The sequence below is a fragment of the Halarchaeum grantii genome (genome assembly GCF_014647455.2).
GTDB lineage: Archaea > Halobacteriota > Halobacteria > Halobacteriales > Halobacteriaceae > Halarchaeum > Halarchaeum grantii.
Window position 1 is genome coordinate 1 of sequence record NZ_BMPF01000001.1, and the last position, 24777, is coordinate 24777.

At 69.2% G+C, this 24777-nt stretch carries 32 protein-coding genes and 2 tRNA genes; 13 read left to right on the forward strand and 21 right to left on the reverse strand.

Annotated features, from left to right (window positions below; all coding sequences use genetic code 11):
* Positions 1-52: 52 nt before the first annotated feature.
* The 15 genes from IEY12_RS00005 to moaA form a co-directional block, all read right to left on the reverse strand.
* On the reverse strand, positions 53-625 hold the full coding sequence (locus IEY12_RS00005) for a sugar phosphate isomerase/epimerase family protein (protein ID WP_188876334.1): 573 nt from the start codon (positions 623-625) through the stop codon (positions 53-55).
* 66 nt (positions 626-691) lie between these two features.
* On the reverse strand, positions 692-1456 hold the full coding sequence (gene rpsB, locus IEY12_RS00010; RefSeq protein ID WP_188876336.1) for a 30S ribosomal protein S2: 765 nt from the start codon (positions 1454-1456) through the stop codon (positions 692-694).
* Complete coding sequence (eno, locus tag IEY12_RS00015) at positions 1453-2652, reverse strand: phosphopyruvate hydratase (protein WP_188876338.1); 1200 nt, start codon at positions 2650-2652, stop codon at positions 1453-1455. The genes rpsB and eno overlap by 4 nt, the downstream gene beginning before the upstream one ends.
* The gene (locus IEY12_RS00020) at positions 2649-2822 is read right to left on the reverse strand and encodes a DNA-directed RNA polymerase subunit K (protein ID WP_123076729.1); all 174 of its coding nucleotides are present in this window, start codon (positions 2820-2822) and stop codon (positions 2649-2651) included. Before IEY12_RS00020 ends, eno begins: the two co-directional genes overlap by 4 nt.
* A gap of 1 nt (position 2823) precedes the next feature.
* Positions 2824-3024 (reverse strand): DNA-directed RNA polymerase subunit N, encoded by a 201-nt coding sequence (locus IEY12_RS00025; protein ID WP_123076727.1) that lies wholly within the window; start codon positions 3022-3024, stop codon positions 2824-2826.
* A gap of 12 nt (positions 3025-3036) precedes the next feature.
* The gene (locus IEY12_RS00030; protein WP_123076725.1) at positions 3037-3435 is read right to left on the reverse strand and encodes a 30S ribosomal protein S9; all 399 of its coding nucleotides are present in this window, start codon (positions 3433-3435) and stop codon (positions 3037-3039) included.
* Complete coding sequence (locus tag IEY12_RS00035; RefSeq protein ID WP_188876340.1) at positions 3429-3866, reverse strand: 50S ribosomal protein L13; 438 nt, start codon at positions 3864-3866, stop codon at positions 3429-3431. The genes IEY12_RS00030 and IEY12_RS00035 overlap by 7 nt, the downstream gene beginning before the upstream one ends.
* Entirely contained in the window at positions 3863-4216 is a 354-nt protein-coding gene (locus tag IEY12_RS00040; protein ID WP_123076721.1) for a 50S ribosomal protein L18e, read from the reverse strand. The genes IEY12_RS00035 and IEY12_RS00040 overlap by 4 nt, the downstream gene beginning before the upstream one ends.
* Positions 4217-4252: 36 nt before the next feature.
* Positions 4253-4337 (reverse strand) — tRNA-Leu (locus tag IEY12_RS00045).
* A 149-nt stretch (positions 4338-4486) separates the two neighbouring features.
* Complete coding sequence (locus tag IEY12_RS00050) at positions 4487-5233, reverse strand: DNA-directed RNA polymerase subunit D (protein ID WP_123076719.1); 747 nt, start codon at positions 5231-5233, stop codon at positions 4487-4489.
* 9 nt (positions 5234-5242) lie between these two features.
* A complete protein-coding gene (locus IEY12_RS00055; RefSeq protein WP_123076717.1) occupies positions 5243-5635 on the reverse strand; it encodes a 30S ribosomal protein S11 in 393 nt (130 codons plus the stop codon).
* A 4-nt stretch (positions 5636-5639) separates the two neighbouring features.
* Positions 5640-6158: a 30S ribosomal protein S4 gene (locus IEY12_RS00060; RefSeq protein WP_188876342.1), complete on the reverse strand. Its 519-nt coding sequence runs from the start codon at positions 6156-6158 to the stop codon at positions 5640-5642.
* The gene (locus IEY12_RS00065; protein ID WP_188876344.1) at positions 6158-6670 is read right to left on the reverse strand and encodes a 30S ribosomal protein S13; all 513 of its coding nucleotides are present in this window, start codon (positions 6668-6670) and stop codon (positions 6158-6160) included. The genes IEY12_RS00060 and IEY12_RS00065 overlap by 1 nt, the downstream gene beginning before the upstream one ends.
* A 23-nt stretch (positions 6671-6693) precedes the next feature.
* Positions 6694-6777, reverse strand: a tRNA-Ser gene (locus tag IEY12_RS00070).
* Between the two features lie 200 nt (positions 6778-6977).
* Positions 6978-7973 carry a GTP 3',8-cyclase MoaA gene (moaA, locus tag IEY12_RS00075; protein ID WP_188876346.1) on the reverse strand — a complete coding sequence of 332 codons (996 nt, stop codon included), beginning with the start codon at positions 7971-7973 and terminating at the stop codon, positions 6978-6980.
* Positions 7974-8182: 209 nt separating this feature from the next.
* On the opposite strand from moaA, the gene IEY12_RS00080 reads away from it, so the two are divergent.
* Both IEY12_RS00080 and IEY12_RS00085 read left to right on the forward strand, forming a co-directional pair.
* Positions 8183-9223 carry an Mrp/NBP35 family ATP-binding protein gene (locus IEY12_RS00080; RefSeq protein ID WP_188876348.1) on the forward strand — a complete coding sequence of 347 codons (1041 nt, stop codon included), beginning with the start codon at positions 8183-8185 and terminating at the stop codon, positions 9221-9223.
* Positions 9223-9438, forward strand: a complete 216-nt coding sequence (locus IEY12_RS00085) for a DUF7976 family protein (RefSeq protein WP_188876350.1) — start codon at positions 9223-9225, stop codon at positions 9436-9438. The genes IEY12_RS00080 and IEY12_RS00085 overlap by 1 nt, the downstream gene beginning before the upstream one ends.
* 17 nt (positions 9439-9455) lie before the next feature.
* On the opposite strand, the gene IEY12_RS00090 is transcribed toward IEY12_RS00085, so the two are convergent.
* On the reverse strand, positions 9456-10703 hold the full coding sequence (locus IEY12_RS00090; protein ID WP_188876352.1) for a PKD domain-containing protein: 1248 nt from the start codon (positions 10701-10703) through the stop codon (positions 9456-9458).
* A gap of 224 nt (positions 10704-10927) precedes the next feature.
* On the opposite strand from IEY12_RS00090, the gene IEY12_RS00095 reads away from it, so the two are divergent.
* The 6 genes from IEY12_RS00095 to IEY12_RS00120 all read left to right on the forward strand — a co-directional run bounded on the left by IEY12_RS00095 (position 10928) and on the right by IEY12_RS00120 (position 17208).
* Entirely contained in the window at positions 10928-12817 is a 1890-nt protein-coding gene (locus IEY12_RS00095) for a 2-oxoacid:acceptor oxidoreductase subunit alpha (protein ID WP_188876354.1), read from the forward strand.
* 2 nt (positions 12818-12819) lie between these two features.
* On the forward strand, positions 12820-13752 hold the full coding sequence (locus tag IEY12_RS00100) for a thiamine pyrophosphate-dependent enzyme (protein ID WP_188876356.1): 933 nt from the start codon (positions 12820-12822) through the stop codon (positions 13750-13752).
* A gap of 51 nt (positions 13753-13803) precedes the next feature.
* Positions 13804-14232: an HTH-type transcriptional regulator LrpA1 gene (gene lrpA1 / locus IEY12_RS00105; protein ID WP_188876358.1), complete on the forward strand. Its 429-nt coding sequence runs from the start codon at positions 13804-13806 to the stop codon at positions 14230-14232.
* Between the two features lie 45 nt (positions 14233-14277).
* Positions 14278-14757 carry an SRPBCC family protein gene (locus tag IEY12_RS00110; protein WP_188876360.1) on the forward strand — a complete coding sequence of 160 codons (480 nt, stop codon included), beginning with the start codon at positions 14278-14280 and terminating at the stop codon, positions 14755-14757.
* Positions 14758-14806: 49 nt separating this feature from the next.
* Positions 14807-15370 (forward strand): FAD-dependent oxidoreductase, encoded by a 564-nt coding sequence (locus tag IEY12_RS00115; RefSeq protein WP_188876362.1) that lies wholly within the window; start codon positions 14807-14809, stop codon positions 15368-15370.
* A 173-nt stretch (positions 15371-15543) separates the two neighbouring features.
* Entirely contained in the window at positions 15544-17208 is a 1665-nt protein-coding gene (locus IEY12_RS00120; protein ID WP_188876364.1) for a DUF7289 family protein, read from the forward strand.
* On the opposite strand, the gene IEY12_RS00125 is transcribed toward IEY12_RS00120, so the two are convergent.
* A complete protein-coding gene (locus tag IEY12_RS00125) occupies positions 17186-18574 on the reverse strand; it encodes a dihydrolipoyl dehydrogenase (protein WP_188876366.1) in 1389 nt (462 codons plus the stop codon). The two genes, IEY12_RS00120 and IEY12_RS00125, sit on opposite strands and share 23 nt — an antisense overlap.
* A gap of 33 nt (positions 18575-18607) precedes the next feature.
* Complete coding sequence (locus IEY12_RS00130; RefSeq protein ID WP_229870790.1) at positions 18608-19375, reverse strand: endonuclease/exonuclease/phosphatase family protein; 768 nt, start codon at positions 19373-19375, stop codon at positions 18608-18610.
* Between the two features lie 132 nt (positions 19376-19507).
* On the opposite strand from IEY12_RS00130, the gene IEY12_RS00135 reads away from it, so the two are divergent.
* Positions 19508-20173, forward strand: coding sequence for a helix-turn-helix domain-containing protein (locus IEY12_RS00135; RefSeq protein ID WP_188876368.1), 666 nt, complete (start codon positions 19508-19510; stop codon positions 20171-20173).
* A gap of 6 nt (positions 20174-20179) precedes the next feature.
* Here IEY12_RS00135 and IEY12_RS00140 read toward each other — a convergent pair whose 3' ends face one another.
* Positions 20180-20461: a hypothetical protein gene (locus tag IEY12_RS00140; RefSeq protein ID WP_188876369.1), complete on the reverse strand. Its 282-nt coding sequence runs from the start codon at positions 20459-20461 to the stop codon at positions 20180-20182.
* A 101-nt stretch (positions 20462-20562) separates the two neighbouring features.
* Between IEY12_RS00140 and IEY12_RS00145 the strand changes: the two genes are divergently transcribed.
* Genes IEY12_RS00145 through msrB form a run of 3 tightly spaced genes read left to right on the forward strand, consistent with a single transcriptional unit; the run spans position 20563 to position 23195 of the window.
* Positions 20563-21327: an ABC transporter ATP-binding protein gene (locus IEY12_RS00145; protein ID WP_188876371.1), complete on the forward strand. Its 765-nt coding sequence runs from the start codon at positions 20563-20565 to the stop codon at positions 21325-21327.
* Complete coding sequence (locus IEY12_RS00150) at positions 21324-22733, forward strand: hypothetical protein (RefSeq protein ID WP_188876373.1); 1410 nt, start codon at positions 21324-21326, stop codon at positions 22731-22733. The genes IEY12_RS00145 and IEY12_RS00150 overlap by 4 nt, the downstream gene beginning before the upstream one ends.
* A 42-nt stretch (positions 22734-22775) precedes the next feature.
* Positions 22776-23195, forward strand: a complete 420-nt coding sequence (gene msrB, locus IEY12_RS00155; protein WP_188876375.1) for a peptide-methionine (R)-S-oxide reductase MsrB — start codon at positions 22776-22778, stop codon at positions 23193-23195.
* A 249-nt stretch (positions 23196-23444) separates the two neighbouring features.
* Here the strand turns inward: msrB and IEY12_RS00160 are convergent, their stop codons facing one another.
* Entirely contained in the window at positions 23445-23876 is a 432-nt protein-coding gene (locus IEY12_RS00160; protein ID WP_188876377.1) for a universal stress protein, read from the reverse strand.
* 30 nt (positions 23877-23906) lie between these two features.
* Positions 23907-24305, reverse strand: coding sequence for a DUF7964 domain-containing protein (locus tag IEY12_RS00165; protein ID WP_188876379.1), 399 nt, complete (start codon positions 24303-24305; stop codon positions 23907-23909).
* A gap of 85 nt (positions 24306-24390) precedes the next feature.
* Between IEY12_RS00165 and IEY12_RS00170 the strand changes: the two genes are divergently transcribed.
* Complete coding sequence (locus IEY12_RS00170; protein ID WP_188876381.1) at positions 24391-24768, forward strand: hypothetical protein; 378 nt, start codon at positions 24391-24393, stop codon at positions 24766-24768.
* The last annotated feature ends 9 nt before the right edge of the window (positions 24769-24777 follow it).

The following is a 24777-nucleotide window of genomic DNA, read 5'->3' on the forward strand; positions in this document are numbered from 1 at the left end:
CCGGCGACCGCCGAAACGTGGTTGCAAGCCTTCGCCGTCTGGTGGAATTCGCTTAACTAAACACGATGAGCGCCTCCATCGCCAGCTCGCCCTCCCCGAACGGCACGCCGTCCGTCTCCGGCGTCGAATCCGTCAGGTGGACGACGCCGATCCGCTCGCCGTACGCCGCGAGGAGCGCCTCGAAGCGCGACAGATAGTCCGCGTGCGCCATGAAGAGGTGTGCGGTGTCGAGCACCAACTCGTGGCCCCGCTCCAGTACCTGCGTCTCGACGTGCCGGACGCTCGCGCCCGCCTGGTTCTCGTAGCCGTGCGGCGCCTCGAAGCCCGCCGCCGCCAGCTCCGCCGTGTGCGTCATGTTCGCGTACTGCGTGTGGACGACGAGGTACGCGTCGAGCGCACGCGCCAACCGGTCCGCCGCCCGGAGCGGGCCGTGCTCGCTCGGCAGGACGTGTGGCGTATGGACCGAACAGACCGCTACCGGCGACGCCCGCACCGTCTCGGCGAGCGTCGCAACCCCCTTCTCCAAGAGCGCGGGCGTCACGTAGAGTTCGACCGCATCGAACCCACGCCTCGCCGCAGCGGCGAGCGTCTCACGCGTCGGCCGACACTTTCCAGCCACCTGCATACCGCCTCCCTCGCGCCGCGCGGAGTTGTAACTACGGATTCGGCGTCGAAAGGAATGGATCGGCCGTTAGATCTCGCTCTCGAAGTCCTCGAGACTGTAGGACGGCTCCGCGCCGCGCCGGTCGAGGACCTCGTTCGCGAGCAGCCAGTAGACGACCGAGAGCGCACGACGACCCTTGTTGTTCGTCGGAACGACGAGGTCGACGTTGCTCGTGGAGTTGTTCGAGTCACACATCGCGATCACGGGGATACCGACCGTGATCGCTTCCTTCACCGCCTGGCTGTCGCCGATCGGGTCCGTGACGACCACGACGTCCGGCTCGATGTAGCCGTCGTACTTCGGGTTCGTCAGCGTTCCCGGGATGAAGCGACCCGTCCGGGCGCGCGCGCCGACCGCGTCCGCGAACTTCTCAGCGGGGAAGCGACCGTACTGGCGCGAGGACGTGACCAGGATCTGCTCGGGGTTGTAGTTCTCGAGGAAGTCCGCCGCAGTGCGGATGCGCTCGTCCGTCGTCGAGACGTCGAGCACGTAGAGACCGTCGGTCCGGACGCGGTGAATGAACCGCTCCATGTCCTTGGTCTTCTGCTGCGTGCCGATGTGGACACCCGCGGCCAGGTAATCCTCGACCGGGATGAGGAGGTCGGCTTCCTCGTCGGGCATTACGTCTTCCGTCTGTGCGGCCGTCTCGGGTGCCTCCGTGGCGTCGTCGTCCGCAGACTCCGTCTGCTCGACGTCGACCTCCGCCGTCGTCTCGGACTCCTCGTCCGCGACCTCGGCGGCGTCCTCGGGGGCCTCCTCGAGTTCGGCCTCGCTGTCTTCGTTCTCGCTCATAGTGCCTCGTCCGCGATGCGGATGAGTTCGTTGAGTTTGGCGGTGCGCTCGCCCTGGACCGTCCCCGTCTTGATGAACGGGGCGTCGGTCGCCACGGCGAGGTGTGCGATCGTCGTGTCCTCGGTCTCGCCGCTCCGGTGGCTCACGACCGACTCGTAGCCGTTCCGGGTGGCGAGCTCGATGGCGTCGAAGGCGTCGGAGAGGGTGCCGATCTGGTTCGGCTTGATGAGGATGCTGTTCCCAGCGCCCTCCTCGATGCCGTCCTCCAGACGCTCGACGTTCGTGACGAACAGGTCGTCACCACAGATGAGCGTCCGGTCACCGACGCGGTCGGTGAGCTCGGCGAACGCCTCGTAGGCGTCCTCGTCGAGCGGGTCCTCGACGTACGCGAGGTCGTACTCGTCGACCAGTCCGGCGACGTAGTCGATCTGCTCCTCCGTGGAGCGGACCTCGTCACCGTAGACGTACTCGCCGTCCTCGAAGGTCTCGGCGGCCGCCATGTCGAGGCCGAACTTGATCTCGAAGCCGACCTCGTCCTCGACGGTCTCGACGGCCTCCGCGACGAGTTCGAACGCGTCCGCGTCCGAGATCGGGGGCGCCCACGCGCCCTCGTCGCCCTTCGCCGCGGGCGTGTCGCGCTCCTCGAGCAGGTCGCCGATCTCGGCGTGAACCTGCGCGTTCGCGAAGACCGCGTCCTTCACGCTCGGCGCACCGACCGGTGCGGCGAGGAACTCCTGGATGGCCGTTGCCTCCTGGGCGTGCTCGCCGCCGCCGACGACGTTCCCGAGGGGAACCGGGAAGTTCCCGCCACGGAAGGCGCCGCCGAGATGCTGGTAGAGCGGCGCGCCGAGGACGTCCGCCCCCGCCTTCGCCGCCGCCATGCTGATCGCGACCGCGGAGTTCGCGCCGATCTCCGAGAAGTCCTCGGTGCCGTCGGCTGCACGAAGCGTCTCGTCCACTTCGCGCTGGTCGCCGGCGTAGACGCGACCCTCGAGACGGGGTACCGCGTGCTCGCGGGCCGCCGCGATGGCCTCGTTGACCGGCAGCTCGATGGCTTCGTACTCACCGGTGGACGCCCCGGACGGGGCGGCCGCGCGGCCGAAGCCGCCGGATTCCGTGAGTACGTCCGCTTCCACGGTCTTGTTGCCGCGCGAGTCGAGGACTGCGCGCAGGCGGACGGTTTCGATTCGTGTCACTGTTTCTCCCTCCGGACGGTGAACGGGAGCGCGTTCGCGTCGTACTCCTCGGCGGCGATCAGGATCGGCTCCGTCTGGTCGGTGTCGACCAGCACGGGCGCGCCGTAGGAGACCTGGAGCGCTCGCGCCCCGATGATGCGTGCTTTCTCGTAGCGGTTGAAGTCGGGCATACTACTGGTAGGGTGAGACCACGTCGACGAGGTCCTGGTGCGAGACGAACATCCGGCGGCAGCAGTGCCGATCCAGACCGAGGTCGTCGAGGACCGCTGCGGGGTCCTCGTCGCCCTCCTTGCTCGCGGCTCGCGCCTTGAATTCCTCCCAGTGTTCACCGATGACTTTCCCGCACGTGAAACACCGGACTGGTACCATCATGGTTTGTATACCTCAGCGGTAGGACTTCTGGTAGCGCGCCCGAGCGCCGGGCCCGCCCCACTTCTTCGGCTCCTTGCGCCGGACGTCGTTGACCAGCAGCTGCCGGTCGAACTCCATGAACGCGTCACGGAGCTCCGCGTCGTTGCGGTGCTCGACGATGCCGCGCGCGATGGCCGTTCGGACGGCGTCCGCCTGGCCGGCGTAGCCGCCGCCGTCCACGGTGACGTCGATGTCGATCTCGTCGCGGATCTCCTCGCCCGCGATGCGGAACGGCTCCAGCATCTTGAGGCGGGACATCTCCGGCTCGACGAGCTCGACGGGCGTCGAGTTGATTCGCACGCGACCTTCGCCGTCGGAGACCGTCGCGCGAGCGACGGCCGTCTTCTTCTTACCGCTCGTGTTGGTTACCATGTCTTGTTAGCCCCCAGCTCCTCGGAGACCTCTCCGAGGGTGACGAACTTGATGTTCGAGAGCCGGTCGAGCGAGGTGCCTTCGAGCACCTCGCCCTCCTCGTCGACGTGGTTGCCGACGTAGAGGCGGACGTTCTCGAACGCCTCTCGACCGCGATCCGTCTTGTAGGGTAGCATCCCGCGCACCGCGCGCTTGAAGATTCGATCCGGACGCTTCGGGTAGTACGGGCCGCTGTCCGAGCCGAGCTCGGCGCGCTTCCGGTACGTCCCGAAGACGTCCTCTTCGTTCCCCGTGATGACCGCGTCCTCGGTGTTGACGACTGCGACCGTCTTGCCGTCGAGCGCGAGCTCGGCGACGTTCGATGCGACGCGACCCATGATACAGTCACGGGCGTCGACGACGATGTCCGCGTCGAATTCTGCGGCGCTCATCGGATCACCCGGACGTTGGATCCTTCGGGGTTCTGTTCAACTGCTTGTGCCAACTGGACGACTTCGCCGTCCGCGTGCTCGATCTTCGTTTCCGCGCTGGACGAAAAGTCCACCGCGGCGACCGTCACGGACTTCCGGAGGGCACCCGAGCCGAGTACCTTGCCGGGGACGACGACTGTCTCGTCCTCGTTCGCATACCGTTCGATACGACTCAGATTCACCTCGGCGTGCGTCGAGCGCGGCTTCTCCAGCCGGCCGGCGACGTCGTGCCATACGTCCGCACCCGAATCGCGGGCGACGGACTTGAGTTGGGCGATGAGACTACTGAGTCTCGGGCTCGTCTTGCTCATGGTTCTGACTCCTGATGAGAGTATAAGGGTGTGGAGTGCAGGGAGCAGGATTTGAACCTGCGAACTCCTACGAGACAGCGCCCTGAACGCTGCGCCTTTGGCCAAACTTGGCTATCCCTGCACGCCCACTGAGAAGGCGCGGTCTTACCGACGATACACCGTTCCCGCCGCCACCTAAAGGGGCTTTCGATTGCCCCCTGCCGACGCGTACCCGTCGCTACGGGCGTCGGGCGCGCGTCGGTGGTGGTGTGGCGGGTCATGTGTTACGTCTTAGAGACTGACCTTCTCGCGTAGTTCGTCCGCGCGCATGGAGAGTGACTCCACGGCGCGGAGCACCAGTTCGTCGACGGGCATCGACCCGTCGGACTCGACGTGGAAGACGAAGGCGTTCGGGACGTCCTCGACCGTGACCTCCTTCCCCGGATACCGGTTCGTGAGGTCGTGGCCGAACTCCGAGGTGGCGACGAGCTCGTCGCCGTCCTCGATGACGCCACGGACGATGTTCGGTTCGTCTTCAGCGTACTCGGAGGCGTCGTCACCGACCTCGACGTGCTGGAGGTGGCGGTAACCGACGGCCACCCCGCCTTGGAACTTCGCGTGGTCGCGACCCCGACCGAGTTTGGCCTCGGCCTCGGCTTCCAGACGCTGCCCGTCCTTCAGCTCGATGAGGGGAATGTTCTCGTCGGCGGGTTCGACTTGCGGGTCAGAGGAGACCAGATCACCGCTGTACGCGGTCTCCGGTCCCTCCACGTCGATGGCGAGGGTGACGACGTCGTCCTCGTCGAACTCGCCCTCCGGGGTCGTCAGCGGGACGAGCCCCATGCGGAGGGCGAGCACCTCGTCGAACAGGACGCTCGAGTTCTCGACGAACCGCACGGTGTCGATGGAGAGCGTCGGGACGTCCGCGAGGATCGCCCGGCGGATGCCGTTGGCGAACGCTGGCGTGATCCCTCTGACGAGGAATCGCGCGTCGCGGTCGCCCGTTTCGATGAATTCGACGTCGAAGTCCGTTGCCATGTCGTGTGGTTAGTAACCGCTGTTCTTCGGCGGGCGGGTCCCGTCGTGGGGGATCGGGGTGACGTCCTCGATGCGGCCGATCTCGAGGCCCGCGCGAGCGAGCGCTCGGATGGTGGCCTGCGCACCGGGGCCGGGGCTCCGCTGGAGGTTTCCACCGGGGCCACGGACGCGGACGTGGACGCCCTCGATACCCTGTTCTTTCAGGTCTTCGGCGAGCTGTTCGGCCATCTGCATCGCGGCGTAGGGGGACGCCTCGTCACGGTTCTGCTTGACGACGGCACCGCCGCTGGACTTGGCCAGCGTCTCGGCGCCGGTCTCGTCGGTGACCGTGAGCAGCGTGTTGTTGAACGAGGCGTGCACGTGTGCGATGCCCCACTTGCCGTCTGCGTCGTTCTCTGCCATTGGATTACTCCTGGTTGTCGGCGCGAGCCGGGTGGAGCTCGTCGGTGAGCGGGCTCGTCTCGTCGAACGCGATGGCGTCCTCCGTGGCGACGTCGACCTTCGTCGAGGGGGCCGTAACGCGGCTCCCGTCGACCGTGACGTGGCCGTGGACGATGAACTGGCGCGCCTGCTGCGGCGTGCTCGCCAGGCCCTTGCGGTAGGCGACGGTCTGGAGGCGGCGCTCGAGGACGTCCGTCACGTCCAGCGAGAGGACCGCGTCCAGTTCGTCGGACTCACCGAGGATGCCGAGGCGGCGGAGGCGGGAGACGAACTCCTCGCCCTCCGAGCCCTCCTCGGTCACGCGACCGAGGAGTGCGCGGGCCTCTCGGCGGTAGGAACGCAGTTCGGACTGCGCTCGCCAGAGCTCCTCTTTGTTCTTCAGGCCGTAGCGCCCGAGGAGGTCGGCCTCCTCGGAGATGCGCTCGCCCTGATAGGGGTGGTTCGGCGTCTCGTAGAACTTGGTGTTCTCACCGGGAAGCGCCATTATTCACCACCCTCCTCTTCTTCTGCTGCTTCTTCCTTCAGGGCCTCGACGTTGACACCGATGGTGCCCTCCGTACGCCCGGTGGACTTCGTGCGCTGACCGCGGACCTTCTGTCCGCGCTCGTGGCGCACGCCCTTGTAGGACCGGATCATCCGCATCCGGTTAACGTCCTGATTCCGGGTGAGGGAGACGTCGTTGCCCGTGATGTGTTCGGTCTCGCCGGTGTAGAAGTCGTTCCGGCGGTTCGCCAGCCAGTCAGGAACTTCGTCGGCGAAGTTCTCCACTGCCTCGACGATGCGCTCGATCGGCTCATCGTCGAGACGGCCGAGCGTGGCGGTTCGATCCACGTCGGCGTTGGCGGCGACCACGCGGGAGACCCGGCGGCCGATGCCGTCCATCTCGGAGAGGGCGCGCTCGACGGACTTGGTGCCGTCGAGGTCGGTCTGCCCGATGCGGACGAAGTATCGGATGTCCTCCTCTTCGTCCGTCTCCGCTTGTTGTTCTTCGCTCATGGTATGGTCGATGTGTGGAGAGGCGTCGTGGCGGGGATTTGAACCCCGGAGGCGGTGAGCCACAGAGTTAGCAACCCTGCGCCTTGACCAGGCTAGGCTACCACGACCCGCTCGATGGTTACTGTCGCCCTCTCGGACTCGGGACCGAACGCCCCTACAGTGACTGCACTCTATCCGAATCACCGACCCTACTTAACTATCACGAAACGGCGGAGGCGTGCGAACGACCGACGGGGGAGCCCGGAGACGGCGGGGACGGAGGCCGTGAAGGGCCCGTGGGTGTCCCCGGCCGTCGGCGGTGGTGGAATCAGTCGTCGGCGACGACCGGGGCGTCGGCGTCGCGGGGCGCGTCGAGGTACTCCTCGTTCACCGTCCAGCCGCCCTCGCCGTCGCGAACCATGTACTCGCCGTAGTAGGGGACGCGGTTCGCGACCGTCTCGCGGAACGCGCTCGCGATCTCCTCGCGGGACATCTCGCCCATCGAGCGGAGGTCGTCGTTCCGGTTCAGACAGCCCTTCAAGTACCCTTCGTGTGTCACGCGCACGCGGTGGCAGTTCGCGCAGAACTCCTCGTTGCCGACCGGGTCGACGATTTCGACCATCCCGCCGTCGACCCAGTAGCGCTTGCGGTCGTGCATCTCCCGGACCTCCACGCGGTCGGCCTCGCCCTCGAGCCAGTCGTGGACCTTCTCGACGTCGACGGCCCACTCGGGCTTTCCCACCAGCTCGGGCATGAACTCGATGAGTTGGAGCTGGAGGCCGTCGTTCTCGGCGACGTAGTCGACCATCTCGGGCACGTAGCCCTTCGTCTGCTCGAAGAGCACCATGTTGAGCTTCACGGGGTCGAGGCCGGCCTCGACGGCGGCCTTCACCCCCTCGATGACCTGCTCGTACGCGCCGGATTGGGTGACGGCCTTGAACGCGTCGGCGTCGAGGGCGTCCTGCGAGACGTTCACGCGCTCGACGCCGGCCTCGACGAGGTCCTCGGCGCGACCGGGGAGGAAGGTGCCGTTCGTGGTGAGCGACACCTCCATGGAGTCGGGCGTCCGGCGGACGATCTCCTCGAGGTCGTCTCGGAGCATCGGCTCGCCGCCCGTGAACTTCACGGCGTCGACGCCGAACCCCTCCACGACCTCGAGGAAGCGGACGACGTCGTCCGCGCTCATCTCGTGGTCGCGCGCCGCCATCGGGCCGCGGGTGTCGCCGAGTCCCTCGTTGTGACAGTAGACGCAGTCGAAGTTACAGCGGTCCGTCAGGGAGACCCGGACCCCAGTCACTTCGCGACCGAACCCATCCTCGAGCATGCGTTACGGTCGCACGCGCGGACGGATAAGCGCGCGGGTAGGGGCGGCGGTGCGCGCTATCTGCGGCGGAGGACGCGGACGTGAGTGTCGGGCGCGCACGTGACCTGCGAGCGCGCGCTCTCACCCGCACGCCGTGCGCCCGACTCCCGGAAGCGGCGGCGCGACCGGGCGTCACAACCCTTATTCACGCGACGGCGCCTAACGACTCCATGAACGAAGCGGACGTCAAGGCCGCACTCCGCGAGGTCGAGGACCCGGACCTCGGGGACGACATCGTCTCGCTCGGCATCGTCAACGACGTCGCCGTCGAGGACGGCGTCGCGCACGTCTCACTCGCGCTCGGGACGCCGTACTCGCCGTCGGAGTCGAGCATCGCCGACCGCGTCCGTGACGCCCTCCGCGCGGAGGGCCTCGAACCCGACCTCTCCGCGTACCACCCCGAGCAGGACGCGGCGGCGGGCGAGGACGCCGTGCTGCCGAACGTGAAGAACGTCATCACCGTCGCCTCCGGGAAGGGTGGCGTGGGGAAGTCGACGGTCGCGGTGAACCTCGCGGCGGCGCTCTCGAAGCGCGGCGCGCGCGTCGGCCTCTTCGACGCGGACGTCTACGGGCCGAACGTCCCCCGGATGGTGTCGGCCGAGGAGGCCCCGCAGGCCACCGAGGAGGAGACGCTCGTCCCGCCGGAGAAGTTCGGCGTGAAGCTGATGAGCATGGCCTTCCTCACGGGCGGGGACGACCCCGTCATCTGGCGCGGCCCGATGGTCCACAAGGTGCTCACGCAGCTCGTCGAGGACGTCGAGTGGGGCTATCTCGACTACCTCATCGTCGACCTCCCGCCCGGCACGGGGGACACGCAGCTCACGGTCCTCCAGACGATTCCGGTGACGGGGTCGGTGGTGGTGACGACGCCGCAGGACGTCGCTATCGACGACGCGCAGAAGGGCCTCGAGATGTTCGGGACGCACGACACGCCCGTGTTGGGCATCGTGGAGAACATGAGCACGTTCGTCTGCCCGGACTGCGGGTCGACGCACGACGTCTTCGGGAGCGGCGGCGGCGAGGCGTTCGCCGAGGAGAACGACCTCCCCTTCCTCGGGTCCATCCCGCTCGACCCCAGCGTGCGCTCGGGCGGCGATGAGGGGAGTCCGGTCGCGCTCGACGACGAGAGCGACGTCGGCGAGGCCTTCCGCGACCTCGCCGCGAGCACCGCCGACATGACCGGCATCCTGAACCGACAGAACCTCCGCTGATGGCCGAGTTCGACGACGAGACGAAACGCGACGTGCTCCGTGCCGTCGCCGAGGACCTCCGCGCGGAGGAGTCGGACGAGGCGGAGAAGATCGCGGCGCTCGTCCACCGCGTCAGCGACCGCTACGACGCCTCGGAGGAGGCCTCGTCCGAGGCGCTCTATCGGAACATGCGCCACATCCTCGACGTCTCGGAGCGCGGCGGCCTGCGCCGGTAGCGCCACCCGAACGCTACTTAGACGACCTCGCAGACGAGGACCGGCGGGAGCCACGTGATCGGCGTCGTCTCCGTACATTCGACGGTCGGTGCGCCGTCCCCGATAGTCACGTTTCGAGCGACGCGTGCGCTCTGCCCGCGCGCGTCGCTCGCGCTCACGACGACCTCGTGGGTGCCGGCGGCGAAGGCGTACGTTCCGTTCAGTCGAACCGCGCCGTCGTCGCGCGCGGACGCGGTGTCGACGCGCTCGCCGTCGACGCTGAGCGCGAGCACGTCGAGGTCGCCGACGGGGTCGACCGCTCGCGCGTCCACGCTGAGGGCGTCACCGCCGTGGAGGACGGCCACGTCGAGCGTCGGCCCCGGGTCGACGACGACCCCCGTCTCGTTCCCGGCGAAGGTGAGCCTCACGGGGCCCTGCGAGGTCTGTCGGACGGCGTGGAGAGCGTGGGTGCCCGGCGTCAGCGAGACGGCGACGGCCCGTCCCTCCCCGACGCGCCGGTCGTCGAGGAACCAGTCGACGTACGAGCCGTCCGTCGAGTCGAGCCGATAGGTGGCGCTATCGACGCCGCCCGTGAGGAGCCGTGGGCCGGTGACGGTCGGCTGTGGCCCCTGTGGCACCCCGTCGGAGGCGGTACCCGTCGCGGTCGTGTTCAGCGAGGCGGTCGCGCGGTCGCCGGCCGCGTCGGTGGCGGTGACGTTCACGCGATAGCGGCCCCGCTCCCGGACGGTGTACTCGAGGACGGCCGCGTCGGCGGCGGCGGCCGCGCGCGTGCGGACGACCCGGCCGTCGATGCGCCACTCGAGGGCCGCCGGCCGCTCGGTCACGTTGACGCGCGCACGGTAGCGGACGGTGTCGCCGACGGTCGCGGTCCGTGGGCCGTCGAGCGCGACCGCGACGTCGCCGACCGATCCGACCGCCCCCGACGTGCCGACGCGGACGTAGAGGCGGTCGGTGGCGGTGTGGCCGGCGTCGTCGGTGACGGTGAGCGCCACGGTGTAGCGGCCGAGCGTTCGCGGCACGAAGCGCGTACGGACGCACGTCTCACAGTCGAGGGGAACGGCGGTTCCGCTCGGGCCTTCGACGCGCCAGCGATAGTCGTCGAGCGTCCCGTCGGGGTCGGTGGTGCCCGTCCCGTCGAGGTAGACCGGTCGGTCGAGGGTGCCGCGCTGGTCGAGGCCGGCGTCGGCGAGCGGGGGGCCGTCGGTGGCGAGCACACCGGTGGGTGCGGCGAGGAGGACGAGGAGGCAGAGGAGGGCGACGCGCATCGTCTATGCTCGGCGACACGTGAGCATAAACTGCCCGCAGCGCGCCGTGGTAGCGCGTGTCCTAGCGGCGGTTCTGACGGTGTACGCGCCGTTTGGTGGACGTCCGTCCGCGACAGCCTGCAGAAACCATCATCATTTTTCCTTGGTAATGGATGGCAAACGATTTAGTGAGTGACGTTCGAAGTCATCAGCAGCGTCCCACGCAGGGGGCGAGGACATACATTATGACTGACGACGAACTCATCTGGCGAATCGCGGGCGGTTCCGGCGACGGAATCGACTCGACGAGCCAGAATTTCGCGAAGGCTCTGATGCGCTCGGGGCTCAACGTTTTCACGCACCGACACTACCCCTCGCGCATCCGTGGCGGCCACACGTACGTGGAGATCCGTGCATCGTCGGAGGAGGTCAAATCCCGGGGCGACGGATACAACTTCCTCGTCGCGCTCGGTGACTCGTTCGCCCGGAACCCCAAGGAGAACGCCTACTACGGCGAGGAGGAGGTCAAGCCCCTCGCCGAGAACCTCGACGATCTCCGCGAGGGCGGCGTCATCGTCTACGACTCCGGGCTCCTCGACACCGCCGAGATCGAGAACTTCGACGAGCGCGTCGAGGAGAACGACTGGCACGTCTACGACGTCGACCTCCGCGGCATCGCCAAGGAACACGGCCGCGAGATCATGCGCAACACGGCCGGCGTCGGCGTCACCGCCGCGCTCACGGGCATCGACACCACCTACGTCGAGGACCTGATGGCCGAGGCGATGGGCGGCGACATCCTCGAGGCCAACCTGAACGTCCTCGAGGACGCCTACGAACACGTCCAGGAGGAGTACGACCCCGACGCCCACGACGTCACGGTCCCCGAGGGCGAGCACGACGAGGAGCAGGTGCTCGTCTCCGGGAGTCACGGCATCGCGTACGGCGCCCTCGACGAGGGGTGTCGCTTCATCGCGGGCTACCCGATGACGCCGTGGACGGACGTCTTCACCATCCTGACGAACCTGATGCCGGACGTCGGCGGCATCAGCGAGCAGGTCGAGGACGAGATCGCGGCGGCCGCGCTCGCGGTCGGCGCCTCGCACGCCGGCGCGAAGGCCATGTCCGGCTCCTCGGGTGGCGGGTTCTCGCTGATGAGCGAGCCGCTCGGCCTCGCGGAGATGACCGAGACGCCGCTCGTGCTCGTCGAGTCGATGCGGGCCGGTCCCTCCACGGGGATGCCGACGAAGCCCGAGCAGGCCGACCTCGAGCACGTCCTCTACACGAGTCAGGGCGACAGCCACCGCGTCGTCTTCGCGCCCTCGAACCAGGTCGAGTGCTACGAGCAGACGCGCAAGGCGTTCCAGATCGCCTACGACTACCAGATCCCGGTCATGGTCATCTACGACCAGAAGCTCTCCGGGGAGCACCGGAACGTCCCCAAGAGCACCTTCGATCAGGCGCCGAACCCGGACCTCGGGAGCGTCCTGACCGAGGAGGAGCTGAAGGACCAGCCCCACGGCGAGACCGGCATCTATCACCGGTTCCAGCACGAGGGCGAGGACGGCGTCAGCCCGCGCTCCATTCCCGGGCAGAAGGGCGGTCGCTATCTCGCGACCGGCAACGAGCACACCCCCGAGGGCCACATCAGCGAGAGCCCCTCGAACCGGAAGGCGCAGGTCGACCGGCGCAACGAGAAGCTCGCGTCGATCCGCGAGAACCTCGACGCCGACGAGCGCCAGCAGGTCTACGGCGACGAGTCCGCTGACTACGGCGTCATCTCGTGGGGCAGCCAGTCCGGCACCGTCGAGGAGGCCGTCGAGCGCCTGAACGAGAACGGCCACAGCGTGAAGGGGCTCAGCGTCTCCGAGATGGCGCCGTTCCCCAAGGAGTTCCTCTCCGAGTTCATCGAGAGCGTCGACGACGTGCTCGTCGTCGAGATGTCGTCGACGGCGCAGTTCCGTGGCGTCATCCAGAAGAACCTCGGGCAGTACGGGGAGAAGATCTCCTCGCTCCTGAAGTACGACGGCAACCCGTTCGAGCCCGCCGAGATCGTCGAGGCGGTCGAGGAGCACGGGAGCGGCGAAGAGCTCTCCTCGAACACGCGGTTCGAAGCCGCGGCAGGTGGTGACTAATCATGAGTGCGTTTAGCGCAATCGGCGACGAACGAGAGGTAGCGCAGGACGAGTTCACGCCCAGTATCGAGCCCCAGCCGACGTGGTGTCCGGGCTGTGGTGACTACGGTGTGCTGAAGGCCCTGAAGGGCGCGATGGCGGAGCTCGGCAAGAACCCGGAGGAGATCCTCCTCGCGACGGGTATCGGCTGCTCGGGGAAGCTCAACAGCTACTTCGACAGCTACGGGTTCCACACGATCCACGGCCGCTCGCTGCCGGTCGCCCGCGCGGCGAAGCTCGCGAACGACGGCCTCGAGGTCATCGCGGCGGGCGGTGACGGCGACGGCTACGGCATCGGTGGGAACCACTTCATCCACACGGCCCGCGAGAACCACGACATGACGTACATCGTGTTCAACAACGAGGTCTTCGGGCTGACGAAGGGGCAGACCTCCCCGACCTCGCCGAAGGGCCACAAGTCGAAGACGCAGCCGAACGGCAACGCGAAGACGCCGATTCGCCCGCTCTCGATGAGCCTGACGGCGGGCGCGTCCTACGTCGCGCGGACGGCCGCCGTCAACCCGAACCAGGCGAAGGAGATCATCAAGGAGGCCATCCAGCACGACGGCTTCAGCCACGTCGACTTCCTGACGCAGTGTCCGACGTGGAACAAGGACGCGAAGCAGTACGTCCCCTACATCGACATTCAGGACTCCGAGGAGTACGACTTCGACGTCCACGACCGTCGCGCCGCGCAGGACGCGATGCACGAGACGGAGGACGCCCTCTACGAGGGGAAGGTCCTCACCGGTCGCTACTTCGTCGACGACGAGCGCCCGTCCTACCAGCAGGAGAAGCGCCAGCGCGGCGAGCTCCCGGAGCAGCCGCTCGCGGAGCGGTACTTCGAGGACGGCGAGTGGGAGCGCTCCTACGACTTCATCGACCGGCACGCCTAACCCGGTTTCCGCTTCGGAAGATATTTTTTCTCTCGTACCAAAGAGAGTGTCGTGAGTAGTGAATCGACGGAGGAACGAATCCTCGCGGCGCTCGAGGAGGACGCACAGGCGTCGTACTCCGAACTCGCCGAGCGCGCGAACGTCTCGAAGCCCACCGTCCGCAAGTACGTGAACGAACTCGAGGAGACGGGCGTCATCGTCGGCTACACGGCCGAGGTGGACCCGAAGAAGCTCTCCGGGCAGTCGATCGCGATGGTCGGCATCGACGTCGCGTCCGAGCGCTACGTGGAGGCGACGCGCGACCTCATCGACCTCGAGTCGGTGCGGTCGCTCTACACGTCCTCGGGCGACCACATGTTGATGGCGGAGGTCCGCGCGGCGGACGGGAACGCCCTCGGCGACGTCATCAGCGATTCCATCCTCGGCATCGACGGTGTGACGGCCGCACACCCCTCGTTCCTGCAGGAGCGACTGAAGTAGGACCCCCATCCGAGACGTTTTGACGCAGGCGCGTCTCCTCATCGTATGGCGACCTTCGAACACGAGTCGTGGGTATCGGCGCCGCTGGACGCGGTCTGGGCGTTCCACGACCGGGCGGACGGTCTCGTGGCGTTGACGCCGCGGTGGGCGAACCTGCGCGTCGAGCGCATCGTCGGCCCCGACGGCGAGCCGGATCCGGACGTCCTCGACGTCGGGTCGCGTCTCGAACTCTCGGTCCGTCCCTTCGGCGTCGGCCCGCCCCAACGGACGGTCTCGGAGATCACGGCGCGCGAGCGCGACGGCGGGACGGCCTACTTCCGGGACGCGATGGTGGCGGGGCCGTTCCCGGAGTGGGAGCACACCCACCTCTTCTACGCGGAAGGCGGCCGGACGCTCTGCCGGGACCGCATCGAGTACCGGACGCCGACGGGGCCGCTCTCGCCCGTCGCGGACGAGGTCGCGAAGGCGGGGTTCGAGGCGGCGTTCCGGTATCGCCATCGGGCGCTTCGCCGACACGTCGAATAGACGCGCGCCGCCGTGTGGTTTTATGCGTCGTGCGAACGCACGGCACAGTATGAGTGATGCAGACGTCATCGTCGTCGGCGGCGGTCCCGCCGGCCTCAGCGCCGCGCTCTTCTGCGCGAAGAACGACCTCGAAACCGTCGCGTTCGACGGGGACGGGACGTGGCTCCACAAGGCCCACCTGTTCAACTACCTCGGCATCCGCTCGATGGACGGCGACGTCTTCCTCGAGCGGGCGCGCGAGCAGGCGACCGCCGACCACGGCGCGACGCTCCACGAGGACACCGAGGTCGAGGCCGTCGAGCGCGACGGTGAGGCGTTCGTCGTCACCGCGGACGGCGAGGAGCACACCGCGAGCTACGTCGTGCTCGCGACGGGCGCGAACCGTGACCTCGCCGAGGAACTCGGGTGCGCCCTCGACGAGGACGGCGTCGTGGAGGCGGACGTGACGATGGAGACGTCCGTGACGGGCGTCTACGCCACGGGCGCGATGGTGCGCGCGGAGGAGTGGCAGGCCGTCATCTCCGCGGGCGACGGCGCGGCGGCCGCGCTCAACATCCTCTCGAAGGAGAAGGGCGAGCACTACCACGACTTCGACACGCCCGCCGACGTCTGAGGCGCCGGAACCGCGCACGGAACGGGGACGCGCCCGCTCCCGATTGGACGCGCTCACGCACCGACGGAGGGAATTTTGCGCTGATACGGCGACTGAGTGTATCCGGTATTCGGGCGTTCTCGGCGGTGAAACGACCGAGAGGGTTTTGCCCGTGGCCGTCCACGGTTCTCCCCATGAGCCAGTCCCGCGCGCAGTCGTCCGTCGTGGGCGTCGCGCTCCTCCTCGGGTTCACCCTCCTCGTCGTGGGCGCGACCGTCACGCTCGGCTACGGGGCGATCTCCTCGTCCACGGACGCTGTCGCGGTCAATCAGGCTGAGAACTCGCTCTCGCAGTTCGACTCGGCGGCGAGCGAGGTCGCACTCGGCTCCTCGGACGCGCGCCGCGTCGACCTCGGCGGGACGGATCGCGGTGTCCGCGTCTCCGACGCCGGCCGACTGACGGTGTCGGTGACGAACCTCTCGACGGGGACCCCGGAGACGCTCGTGGACGAGTCGCTCGGCGCCGTCGTCTTCTCGCGCGGCGACCGACAGGTCGCGTATCAGGGTGGCGGCGTCTGGCGCGACGGCCAGGTCGTCTCGCCGCCCGAAGTCCACTACACCGACGGAACGCTGACGCTCCCCGTCGTCACGGTGCACGGCGCCGCGAGCGGGAGCGACCTCCTCGTCCGACGCGGCGGCGACCCCGTTCGGGTGTTCCCCACCGGGAACCACTCGAATCCGTTCACGGGGATGCGCGTGAACGTCACGGTGTCGGGGCCGTACTACGAGGGGTGGGCGACGTACTTCCGGGAGCGGACCGACGGGACGGTGTCGGTGGACGAAACGGAGCGGACGACGACGCTGACGCTGACGAACCCGCCGCCGCAGACGCCGGTAGAGGCCGGGGTTATTTCAGGGGCGGCGGGCACGACGCTTCAGGGAGGGGCTGACATCGACGGCTACGATTCCCGGGAGGGGGACTACGTAGCGACGAAAGCCGAGACGGGGCGTGTCTCCATCGCGGGGAATATTGCGCTCTCGAACGGCGGACATCTCCGTGGCAACCTCACCGTCGGAGGGACGGCGACCATCGATGGGGGGTCGACGGTAACGGGGGCCGTTCACTACGGCGGGTCGCGTCCGACGGTGACCGGTGGGGGATCCGTCGGAACGCTCTCCTCGGGAGCGACGCCGCTACAGCCGGCGAGTACGGCGGGCGCGGTACGCACGATGGTCGACGAGGCACGTTCGCGAAACGACAACGGCGACGTGAGCGTGATAGACGGAACGACGCTCAACTGCGACGACGATCCGTGCACGATTCCGGCGGGCACCTACTACCTCTCGGGGTTCAACCCGGATTGGCACGACGTCGAGTTGAACACGACGGATGGAGACGTCACGCTCGTCGTCGACGGCGACTTTTACCTCGCAAACGGCGCAAAGCTCAGCGTCACCGGTCCCGGGCGCGGCGACGTCTACGTTACGGGTGACGTCGACGTGACCGGCGGTGGACGAGTGAGCGTCCCGGGCGACGACGCGACCCGCTTCTGGCTCTATCCACTGCCATCGAGTGCTGTGACGTTTCACAACGGCGTTGGCTACACGGGTATCGTCTACGGGCCCGGCGGGGGCGATCAGGCCGGCGCGACCATCACGGTCGAGAGCGGCGTCCACGTCTACGGTGCGCTGGTGGGGAACGTCCGAGAGCTGGCGAACGGGGCGCACGTCCACTACGACCACGCGGCCGGCGCGTCGCTCCCCGACACGGTGAGTGCCCTCGAGGACCCGCCGGCGTCGATCTCCTACCTCCACGTCTCCGTCGAGCACCTGAACGTCACTGACGCTCGGGCCGGCTGAACTGGCCGCCGAACGCGCGCTGGACGACTTCGTTGAGCGCGGGATGGACGTGGACGGTGTTGCGGATGTCGGCGACGGTGCCGGTGCCGGCGCGCATCGCGACGCAGACCTCGTGGATCAGCTGTGAGGCGTGCGGGCCGACGACGTGCGTGCCAAGGATGTCGCCGTCGGGGGCGGCGAGCACCTTCACGAACCCGGGCGGGTCGCCCATCGCGAGGCCCATCGCGGTGTCCGCGAAGTCGTAGCGCCGCCGACGATACTCGCGGTTCTCCTCGCGGAGTTCGTCCTCGGTGTAGCCGACGCCGGCGACCTGCGGCGAGGCGAAGACGGCGTGGGGCATCGCGGTGTAGTCGACGGGGTCGCGCTGGTCGCGGAGGGCGTTCGAGATGACGGTGCTCGCTTCGTGGTTCGCGGCGTGCTTGTAGAGGTAGCGCCCGACGATGTCGCCGAGCGCCCAGACGTTCTGCGCGCTCGTCTCGAGGTAGCGGTTCGTCGCGACGAAGCCGTCGTCGGTGGTCTCGATGCCGGCGGCCTCGACGTTCAGGCGGTCGGCGTTCGGGACGCGGCCGGTGGCGACGAGGAGGCGGGTGCCCGCGACGGCGATTTCCTCCTCATCGGCTTCGGCGTGGAGGACGACCGAGTCGCCGTCGCCGCCACCGTCGGCTTCGACGCGCGTCGCCTCGGAGCCCGTGTGGACGTCGAAGCGCTCGCGATAGCGCTCGGTGAACTGCGCGGCGACGGCGGGGTCCTCGTCCGGGAGGAGCGTGTCGGCGCGTCCGACGATACTGACGTCGCTGCCGAACGCCCCGAAGTAGTGCGCGAGTTCGGCGGCGACGTAGCCCCCACCGACGACCACGAGTTTCTCGGGCGGGTCGCTCGCGCGGAGGGCGTCGGCGCTCGTCCAGTACTCGACCGCGTCGAGGCCGTCGATGTCGGGGACGGCGGGGCGGGTGCCGGCGGCGACGACGACCTTCTCGCCGCGAACCGTCGCGTCGCCGACGTCGAGGGTGCGCTCGTCGACGAAGCGGCCGGTGTCGTCGAAGAGGGTGTGCTGTGGTGCGGATTCGAGGCCGCGACGGATGGAGTCGCTGTCGGCGTCGACGTGGCCGTTCACCTCGGCGACCATGCCGTCGAAGTCGACGTCGTGGACGCGCGCGTCGATGCCGAACTCGTCCGCGGACTCGACGGTCTGCTTCACGTCCGCGCGGTGGATGAGCATCTTCGAGGGGATACAGCCCCGAGTGAGACAGGTCCCGCCGACGGGGCCGTCCTCGATGACGGCGACGTCCTGTCCCTGCTGTGCGGCGACGGCGGCGACGTCGAGGCCCGATCCGGAGCCGATGACGACGAGGTCGAACTCCTGCATACGCGGGACAGTGGAGCGCCGCCGGGATGTACGTTAGGAGAGGTCGACGACGACGGGGAGGTGGTCGGAGGGGTAGCGTCCGTCGTCGTACTGGTCGCTGCAGGCGGCCCGACTCTCGACGGTCCAGTCGTCGCCGACGAAGACGTGGTCGATCGTCCAGTCGGCGATGAGGTCCCGAAAGTCGGTCCGCGAGGTGTTCGGGCCGTGGTCGTGGGGCGCGACGGCGCGCGCGTCGTCGAAGGATGACGCGAGCAGGTCGTGGGGCGGGTCGCCGGCCTCGCAGTTGAAGTCGCCGACGACGAGGACGCGCCCGGACTCGACGCCGACGGCGCGTTCGCGGACGAGTTCGGCGCCGCGTTTTCGCGCTTCGCGGCCCTCGTGGTCGAGGTGGACGCAGAAGACGACGACGGTCTCGTCGCTCTCGCGGTCGCGGAGGGTGGCGCGCGTGCAGACGCGCGGGTGGGTGGCGTCCCAGCCGACGCTCCCCTCGATACCGGGCGTCTCGGAGAGCCAGAAGGTCTCGGAGTCCACGGCCTCGAAGCGCGCCGCGCGATAGCCGACGGGCACGTACTCGCCGGCGGCCTCCGCGCTGGCGCGGGACTGGCCGACGAACCGGTAGCCATCGAGGCGCTCGCGGAGGTCGTCGAGCTGCGCGGCGAGCGGCTCCTGCAGGCCGACGACGTCGGGTGCGTGATAGCGGACGGTCGAGGCGACCGCGTCGCGCCGGTGGCGCCAGACGTTCGCAGCGTCTTCGGGCGTGTCGACGCGGACGTTGTACGTCATGGCGCGAACGGAATCCATCTGTGCTCGGATTCAGCGTCGATCCGTAAAAAGATGAACCTCGCGTCGCGCGCACGTCGGGGCGTGGCCGGATCGCCCGGCGTCACGGTGTCAACCGTCGAATTCTTGTCCGTCGACATAGTACTGCCGGCGATGACACTCATCGCGGAACTCCGGCTCTCGAGCCCGGACCTGCCGCTCGTCTCGGCGCTGGGTGCGGCACCGGAGACGACGCTGGAGGTGGAGTCCGCGATGGCGGCCGACGCGGATCGCCCGGCGCTGTTCGTGTGGGCGCGCGGCGGTGACCTCGACGCCTTCGAGCGCGCGGCGCGCGACGACGCGACGGTCGGCGACGTCCGGTGTCTCGAAGACTTCGGCGAGCGCCGACTCTATCGGGTCTGTGTGGCGGCCGACGCGCCGGTCGTCCTCTACCGCGAGACGGTCGCGGTCGGCGCGGCGCGCCTCGACGTCCGCGCGACGTCCGACGGCATCGACACCCGCATCCGCTTCCCGGACCGGGACGCGCTCCGCACGTTCCGCGCGCGCCTCGTCGAGCGCGACGTCGACGTCTCCGTCCGCCGGCTCTACTCGGAGCGGGACGGCGACGCGGACGGCGACGCGGACGGCCTGACGGAGAAGCAGTACGAGACGGTGGCGACGGCGCTCGACGCGGGCTACTTCGCGGTGCCGCGCGACGCGTCGCTCGCGGACATCGCGGACGCCCTCGGCGTCTCGCGGCAGGCGGCCTCCGAGCGCATCCGGCGCGCGATGGCGACGCTCGCGACGGACGCGGTCGAGGACGCGGGCGGGCACTCGTGAGTCAGGTCAGCGCCCGACGCCCGCCCGGAGCGCGCCCGCGAGCCGAGCGAAGCCGACGAGGACGGGGTAGCAGAGCGCGTAGCACGCGACGACCACGAGGGTGACGAACGCGCAGAGCGAGAGGAGGGCGAACGACCCCGCACCGCTCGCGATCGTCATCGCCTCCTCGAAGAGCGCCGGGTCCTCCGAGTACGACTCGTGTAGATAGGGACGGAGCGCGGCGCGCGGCCGTCCGACGAGCGCGCCGGAGAGCCGTCGAGCGACCGCGAGGGGGCCGGGAATCGCCATACGCGTCCCCTGCGTGCGCGGCGGACAAAAACCCGGGTGGCACGCCTTCGAGACGTGTCGCGACGCGGAGCTATTTGGCGGCGGCACGCGACGGGGGTGACGTGAACGCGATAGCCACGGCGGACCTCCGCAAGTCCTACGGCGACCTGACGGCGCTCGCCGGGTTGACGCTCGACGTCCCGTCGGGCGAGCTCTTCGCGCTGCTCGGGCCGAACGGCGCGGGCAAGAGCACGACCATCCGCATTCTCACCGGCCAGCTCCGCCCGGACGCGGGGTCGGCGTCCGTCCTCGGCGTCGACCCGGTCGAGGACCCGGTCGGGGTGCGCGAGCGCATCGGCGTCCTCCCCGAGCAGGAGTCGCCACCGAGCTTCATGACGCCGCGCGAGTACTTCGACTTCGTCGCGAGCGTCCGGGGAATCGACGACGACGCCCTCTCCGAGCGCGTCGAGACGTGGGCGGCTCGGCTCTCCTTCCGCGAGAAGCTCGACACGTTGAACACTGACCTCTCGCGCGGCCAACAGCAGAAGGTGATGATCACGGGCGCGTTCCTCCACGACCCCGACCTCGTCTTCATCGACGAACCGCTCGTCAACCTCGACCCGATCGTGCAGGAGACCGTCAAGCGCTTCCTCGAGTCCTATCGCGACGACGGCAACACGGTCTTCCTCTCGACGCACGACATCGACGTCGCCGCCGAGCTCTGCGACCGCGTGGGCATCGTCCGCGAGGGCGACCTCGTGGCGACGCGCCGTCCCGCCGAGTTGGGCGAGGGCGAACGCCTCCTCGACGTCTTCCTCCGTGAGGTCGGCGACGGCGCGGCGTCGGTCGACGGCCCGACAGGCTCGGGGGGAGCGCACGACCGATGAGCACGGCGCGAACGGTGCTCGCGGCGATGTTCCGCGAGGAGTGGCGTCTGCACAGCGAGCTCTTCGGCGGGCGGCGCTTCGCGGCCTTCCCCGTCTTCCTCGCGCTCGCGGGCGCGCTGACGACGTGGGCGCTCGGGACGACCGGAACCGACGCGGGGGCGGTGGTGGCGGGCGTACACGTGCTCGTCCTCCTCTTCGGCCTCCAGACCGGGACGGTGGGGTTGCTCGGGCAGGACGCGATGCGCAACCTCCTCGGCGACGTGACGCTCGTCGTCTTCAGCGCGCACACGCTCCCGGTGAGCGAGCGCCTCCTCCTCGGTGCGTTCCTCGTGAAGGACGCCGTCTACTACGCGGTGCTCTTCGTGCTCCCGATCAGCGTCGCGTGCGCGCCGCTCTTCCCGCTCGCCTCGCTCCCGCTCCTCTGGGTGACGCTCACGTGGACGTTCGTCCTCGGTCTCCTCGGGACGCTCGCGGCCGTCTCGCTGGCGTCACGCGGGCGACCCGGGAAGGCGCTCGCGCTCGTCGGCGCCGCCGGCGTCGTCGCGGCGTTCCTCGCGGGCTACCCGGTCGGCGACGCGACGCCGTACGCGGTGTTCGTCGCGCCCGGCGTCCGCAGCGTCGCGCTCGCGGCCCTCCCGCCCCTCCTGCTCGCGGGCGTCGCCGCCGTCACCTACGACTCCGAGTACGAGCCACCGGCGCGGACGGTCGGGAACGGCTTCCGCGCGTGGCGGCGGCGGGCGCCCGCGTGGGACGACCCGGTGTTCGTGAAGACGATGCTGGACGTGGAGCGCTCGGCGGGCGGCTACTGGAAGGTGCTCTTCTCCGCGGGGATCCTCTTCGCGGTGAGCGCCTTCCTCGTCGACCTCGCGAGCGGCCTCGTCGGCCTCCCCGTCCTCCCGGGCGTCGCGTTCGGCTCCATCCTCGGGCTGACGGCGTTCACGACCTACAACTGGCTCACGCAGTTCGACAGCCTCGAGACGTACGCGCAGTTCCCCATCGACGCGGGCGACGTCTTCCGCGCGAAGGCCCGCGCGTTCGCCGTCCTCGGCGTACCCGTCGGCGTCGCCTTCTACGCCGGCGCCGTCCTCTGGCGGGGCGCGGCCGTCCTCGACGCGCTCTGTGGGTTCGTCCTCCTCGTCGGCCTCCAAGCGTACCTGTTCGGACTGACGGTGGCGCTCGCGGGCTTCCAGCCCAACGAGTTCCTCTTCGACACGGTGCTGTTCGCGACGTTCACGCTCGCCGTCGTCGTCCCGCTGGTCCCCGTCCTCGTCGTCGGCTTCGTCGCCGCGCCGCTCGGCGCGCTCCCCGCGACCGGCCTCGCGCTCGTCGGCCTCCTGCTCGGTGTCGTCGGCGTCGTGCTCTATCGGCGCGCGGTGCCGCGCTGGCGCGAGCGCCTCCGCGAGTGACGCGACGCCACGCCTATACGCGCCGCGTGCCTTTCTGAGGGTATGAGCGACACCGAGACGAGCGACCTCCCGGAGACGGACGCGGAGTGGCGCGAGGTGCTGACCGACGAGGAGTACCGGGTGCTCCGCGAGCAGGGGACCGAGGCGAAGTTCACCGGCGAGTTCATCGGGAAGGACGACGACGGCACGTATCGGTGTGCGGGCTGTGGCGCCGTGCTCTTCGACTCGGAGACGAAGTTCGACTCCGAGGGGTCGGGATGGCCGAGCTTCGACGACGCCGTCGAGGGCGCGGTCGAACTCCGCCGCGATACGAGCCACGGGATGGTGCGGACCGAAGTCGTCTGCGCCGAGTGCGGCGGCCACCTCGGGCACGTCTTCGAGGACGGCCCCACCGAGACGGGCAAGCGCTTCTGCATCAACTCGTGCGCGCTCGACTTCGAGGAGAACGGTGACGACCGGTAGGGAGTCACCGCTTACCGAGCGCGAGCGAGCTGTGGGAGCGAGACGCGAGGAAGACGGCGACAACTGAGCGCGAGCGAGGGCGCCATCACTCCGCGAGACGTCGCCGCTCGCCACCGCCGGTGTCTCCAGACCGGCCCGTGGGCCGAACCCGATAGCCGTCGTGTGGCGACGCGTCGTCGGACGCGTGATCTGGGAATCGGCCGCCCGGTGTCCCGTCCGCGTGTCGCTTCGTACGGAGTACGCCGGACGCTACTCGAGACCTACAGGCGGCAGCACCACGCACGGAACCTCGACGTGCCCGACGAGACCGGCGGCGGTGCTCCCGAGTCCGCCTTCCGCGCCCGCCCCGGGGTGGTGGGCGCCGAGGACGAGTTCGTCGACGTCGCCGGCGTCGAGTTCGTCGCGGAGCTCCGCGAGCGGGTCGCCCTCGCGGACCGCGGTTTCGACGTCGGGCACGGCGAGTCGAGCGGTGGCGACGTTCACGGCGTCGGCCGCATCACCGGAGCGCGGAGCGTTCCGGGTGGCTACCGACTCGCTCGGCGATTCGTGACCATCTCGCGACCCGCACTCGCTGACGCCGACGACGCGAACGACGTCGTCGCTCGTGAGGCGTCCTTGGAGGTAGTCGCAGGCCGCAGCGGTCGTGTGCACGGAGTCCGTGGCGAGGAGATAGCGCGTCATATCGGTCGCTCGGGCGCGCGTGGGAAAAAGCTACTCGGCCGTCGCGGCGCGGTAGCGCTCGAAGAGCGCGCGGGCGCGCTCGCTCTCGCCGGCCTCGGCTTCGACGCCGGACTCCTCGACGGCCTCGAACTCGCGGTCCTCGTGCCCCGCCCACTCCTGCAGGGCTTCGTTCGCGGCCTGCGCGTGGTCTTCGGCGTCCTCGATCCCTTCGACGGATTCGCGGTAGACGACCGTCCACTCGTCGGCGTCGAGGTCGAAACCGACGCCGTGGACGATGCCGTCGCGAACGAGGACGAGCGCGGAGACGAGGCGCTCGTCGGCGTCGCGGGCGGTGTGCGCGCTCGCGGGCGCGACCATCCGGAAGGCGTCGCTGCGGTGGAGCGCCCGGCCCTCCGCGATGGTGAGCGGGCGGGACGGGAGTGAGTCCATCGACATACGCGTCGGGACGCGCCCGACACCAAAGAGCGGGGCGGTTCCGGGTGGCTTTATTCGGCGGGCGCGCACACCCGCGAGCGTGCCACTCTCCGCGTCGCGCTCCATCGGTGTCGGTCTCGCGCTCGGTACGCTTCTCGGCCTGTCGGTCGGCGCCGTAGCGGCGGTCACGGGAGCCCCGGTGTCCGACGCCGGGGTGGCGGTCGCGCTCGGCGTCGGACTGGGACCCGTGCTCGGTGCCGCCCTCGTCCCGGTGGCGGGATGGGCGGCGGGTCTCGAACGGGCGACGACGCCGCTCCTCGCGGCCGGGACGCTCGTCGGCCTCCTGCTCGGCGTCGGCGCGAGCGCGCTCGCGTGGTGGGTCGGGGTCGCGTCGCTCGTCGCTCTCGGTGGCGTGGCGCTCTGTGGCGGCGTCCTCGGACTGGGCCTCGGCGCGCGTCACGCGTTGGCGCTCGCGTGAGCGGTCGCT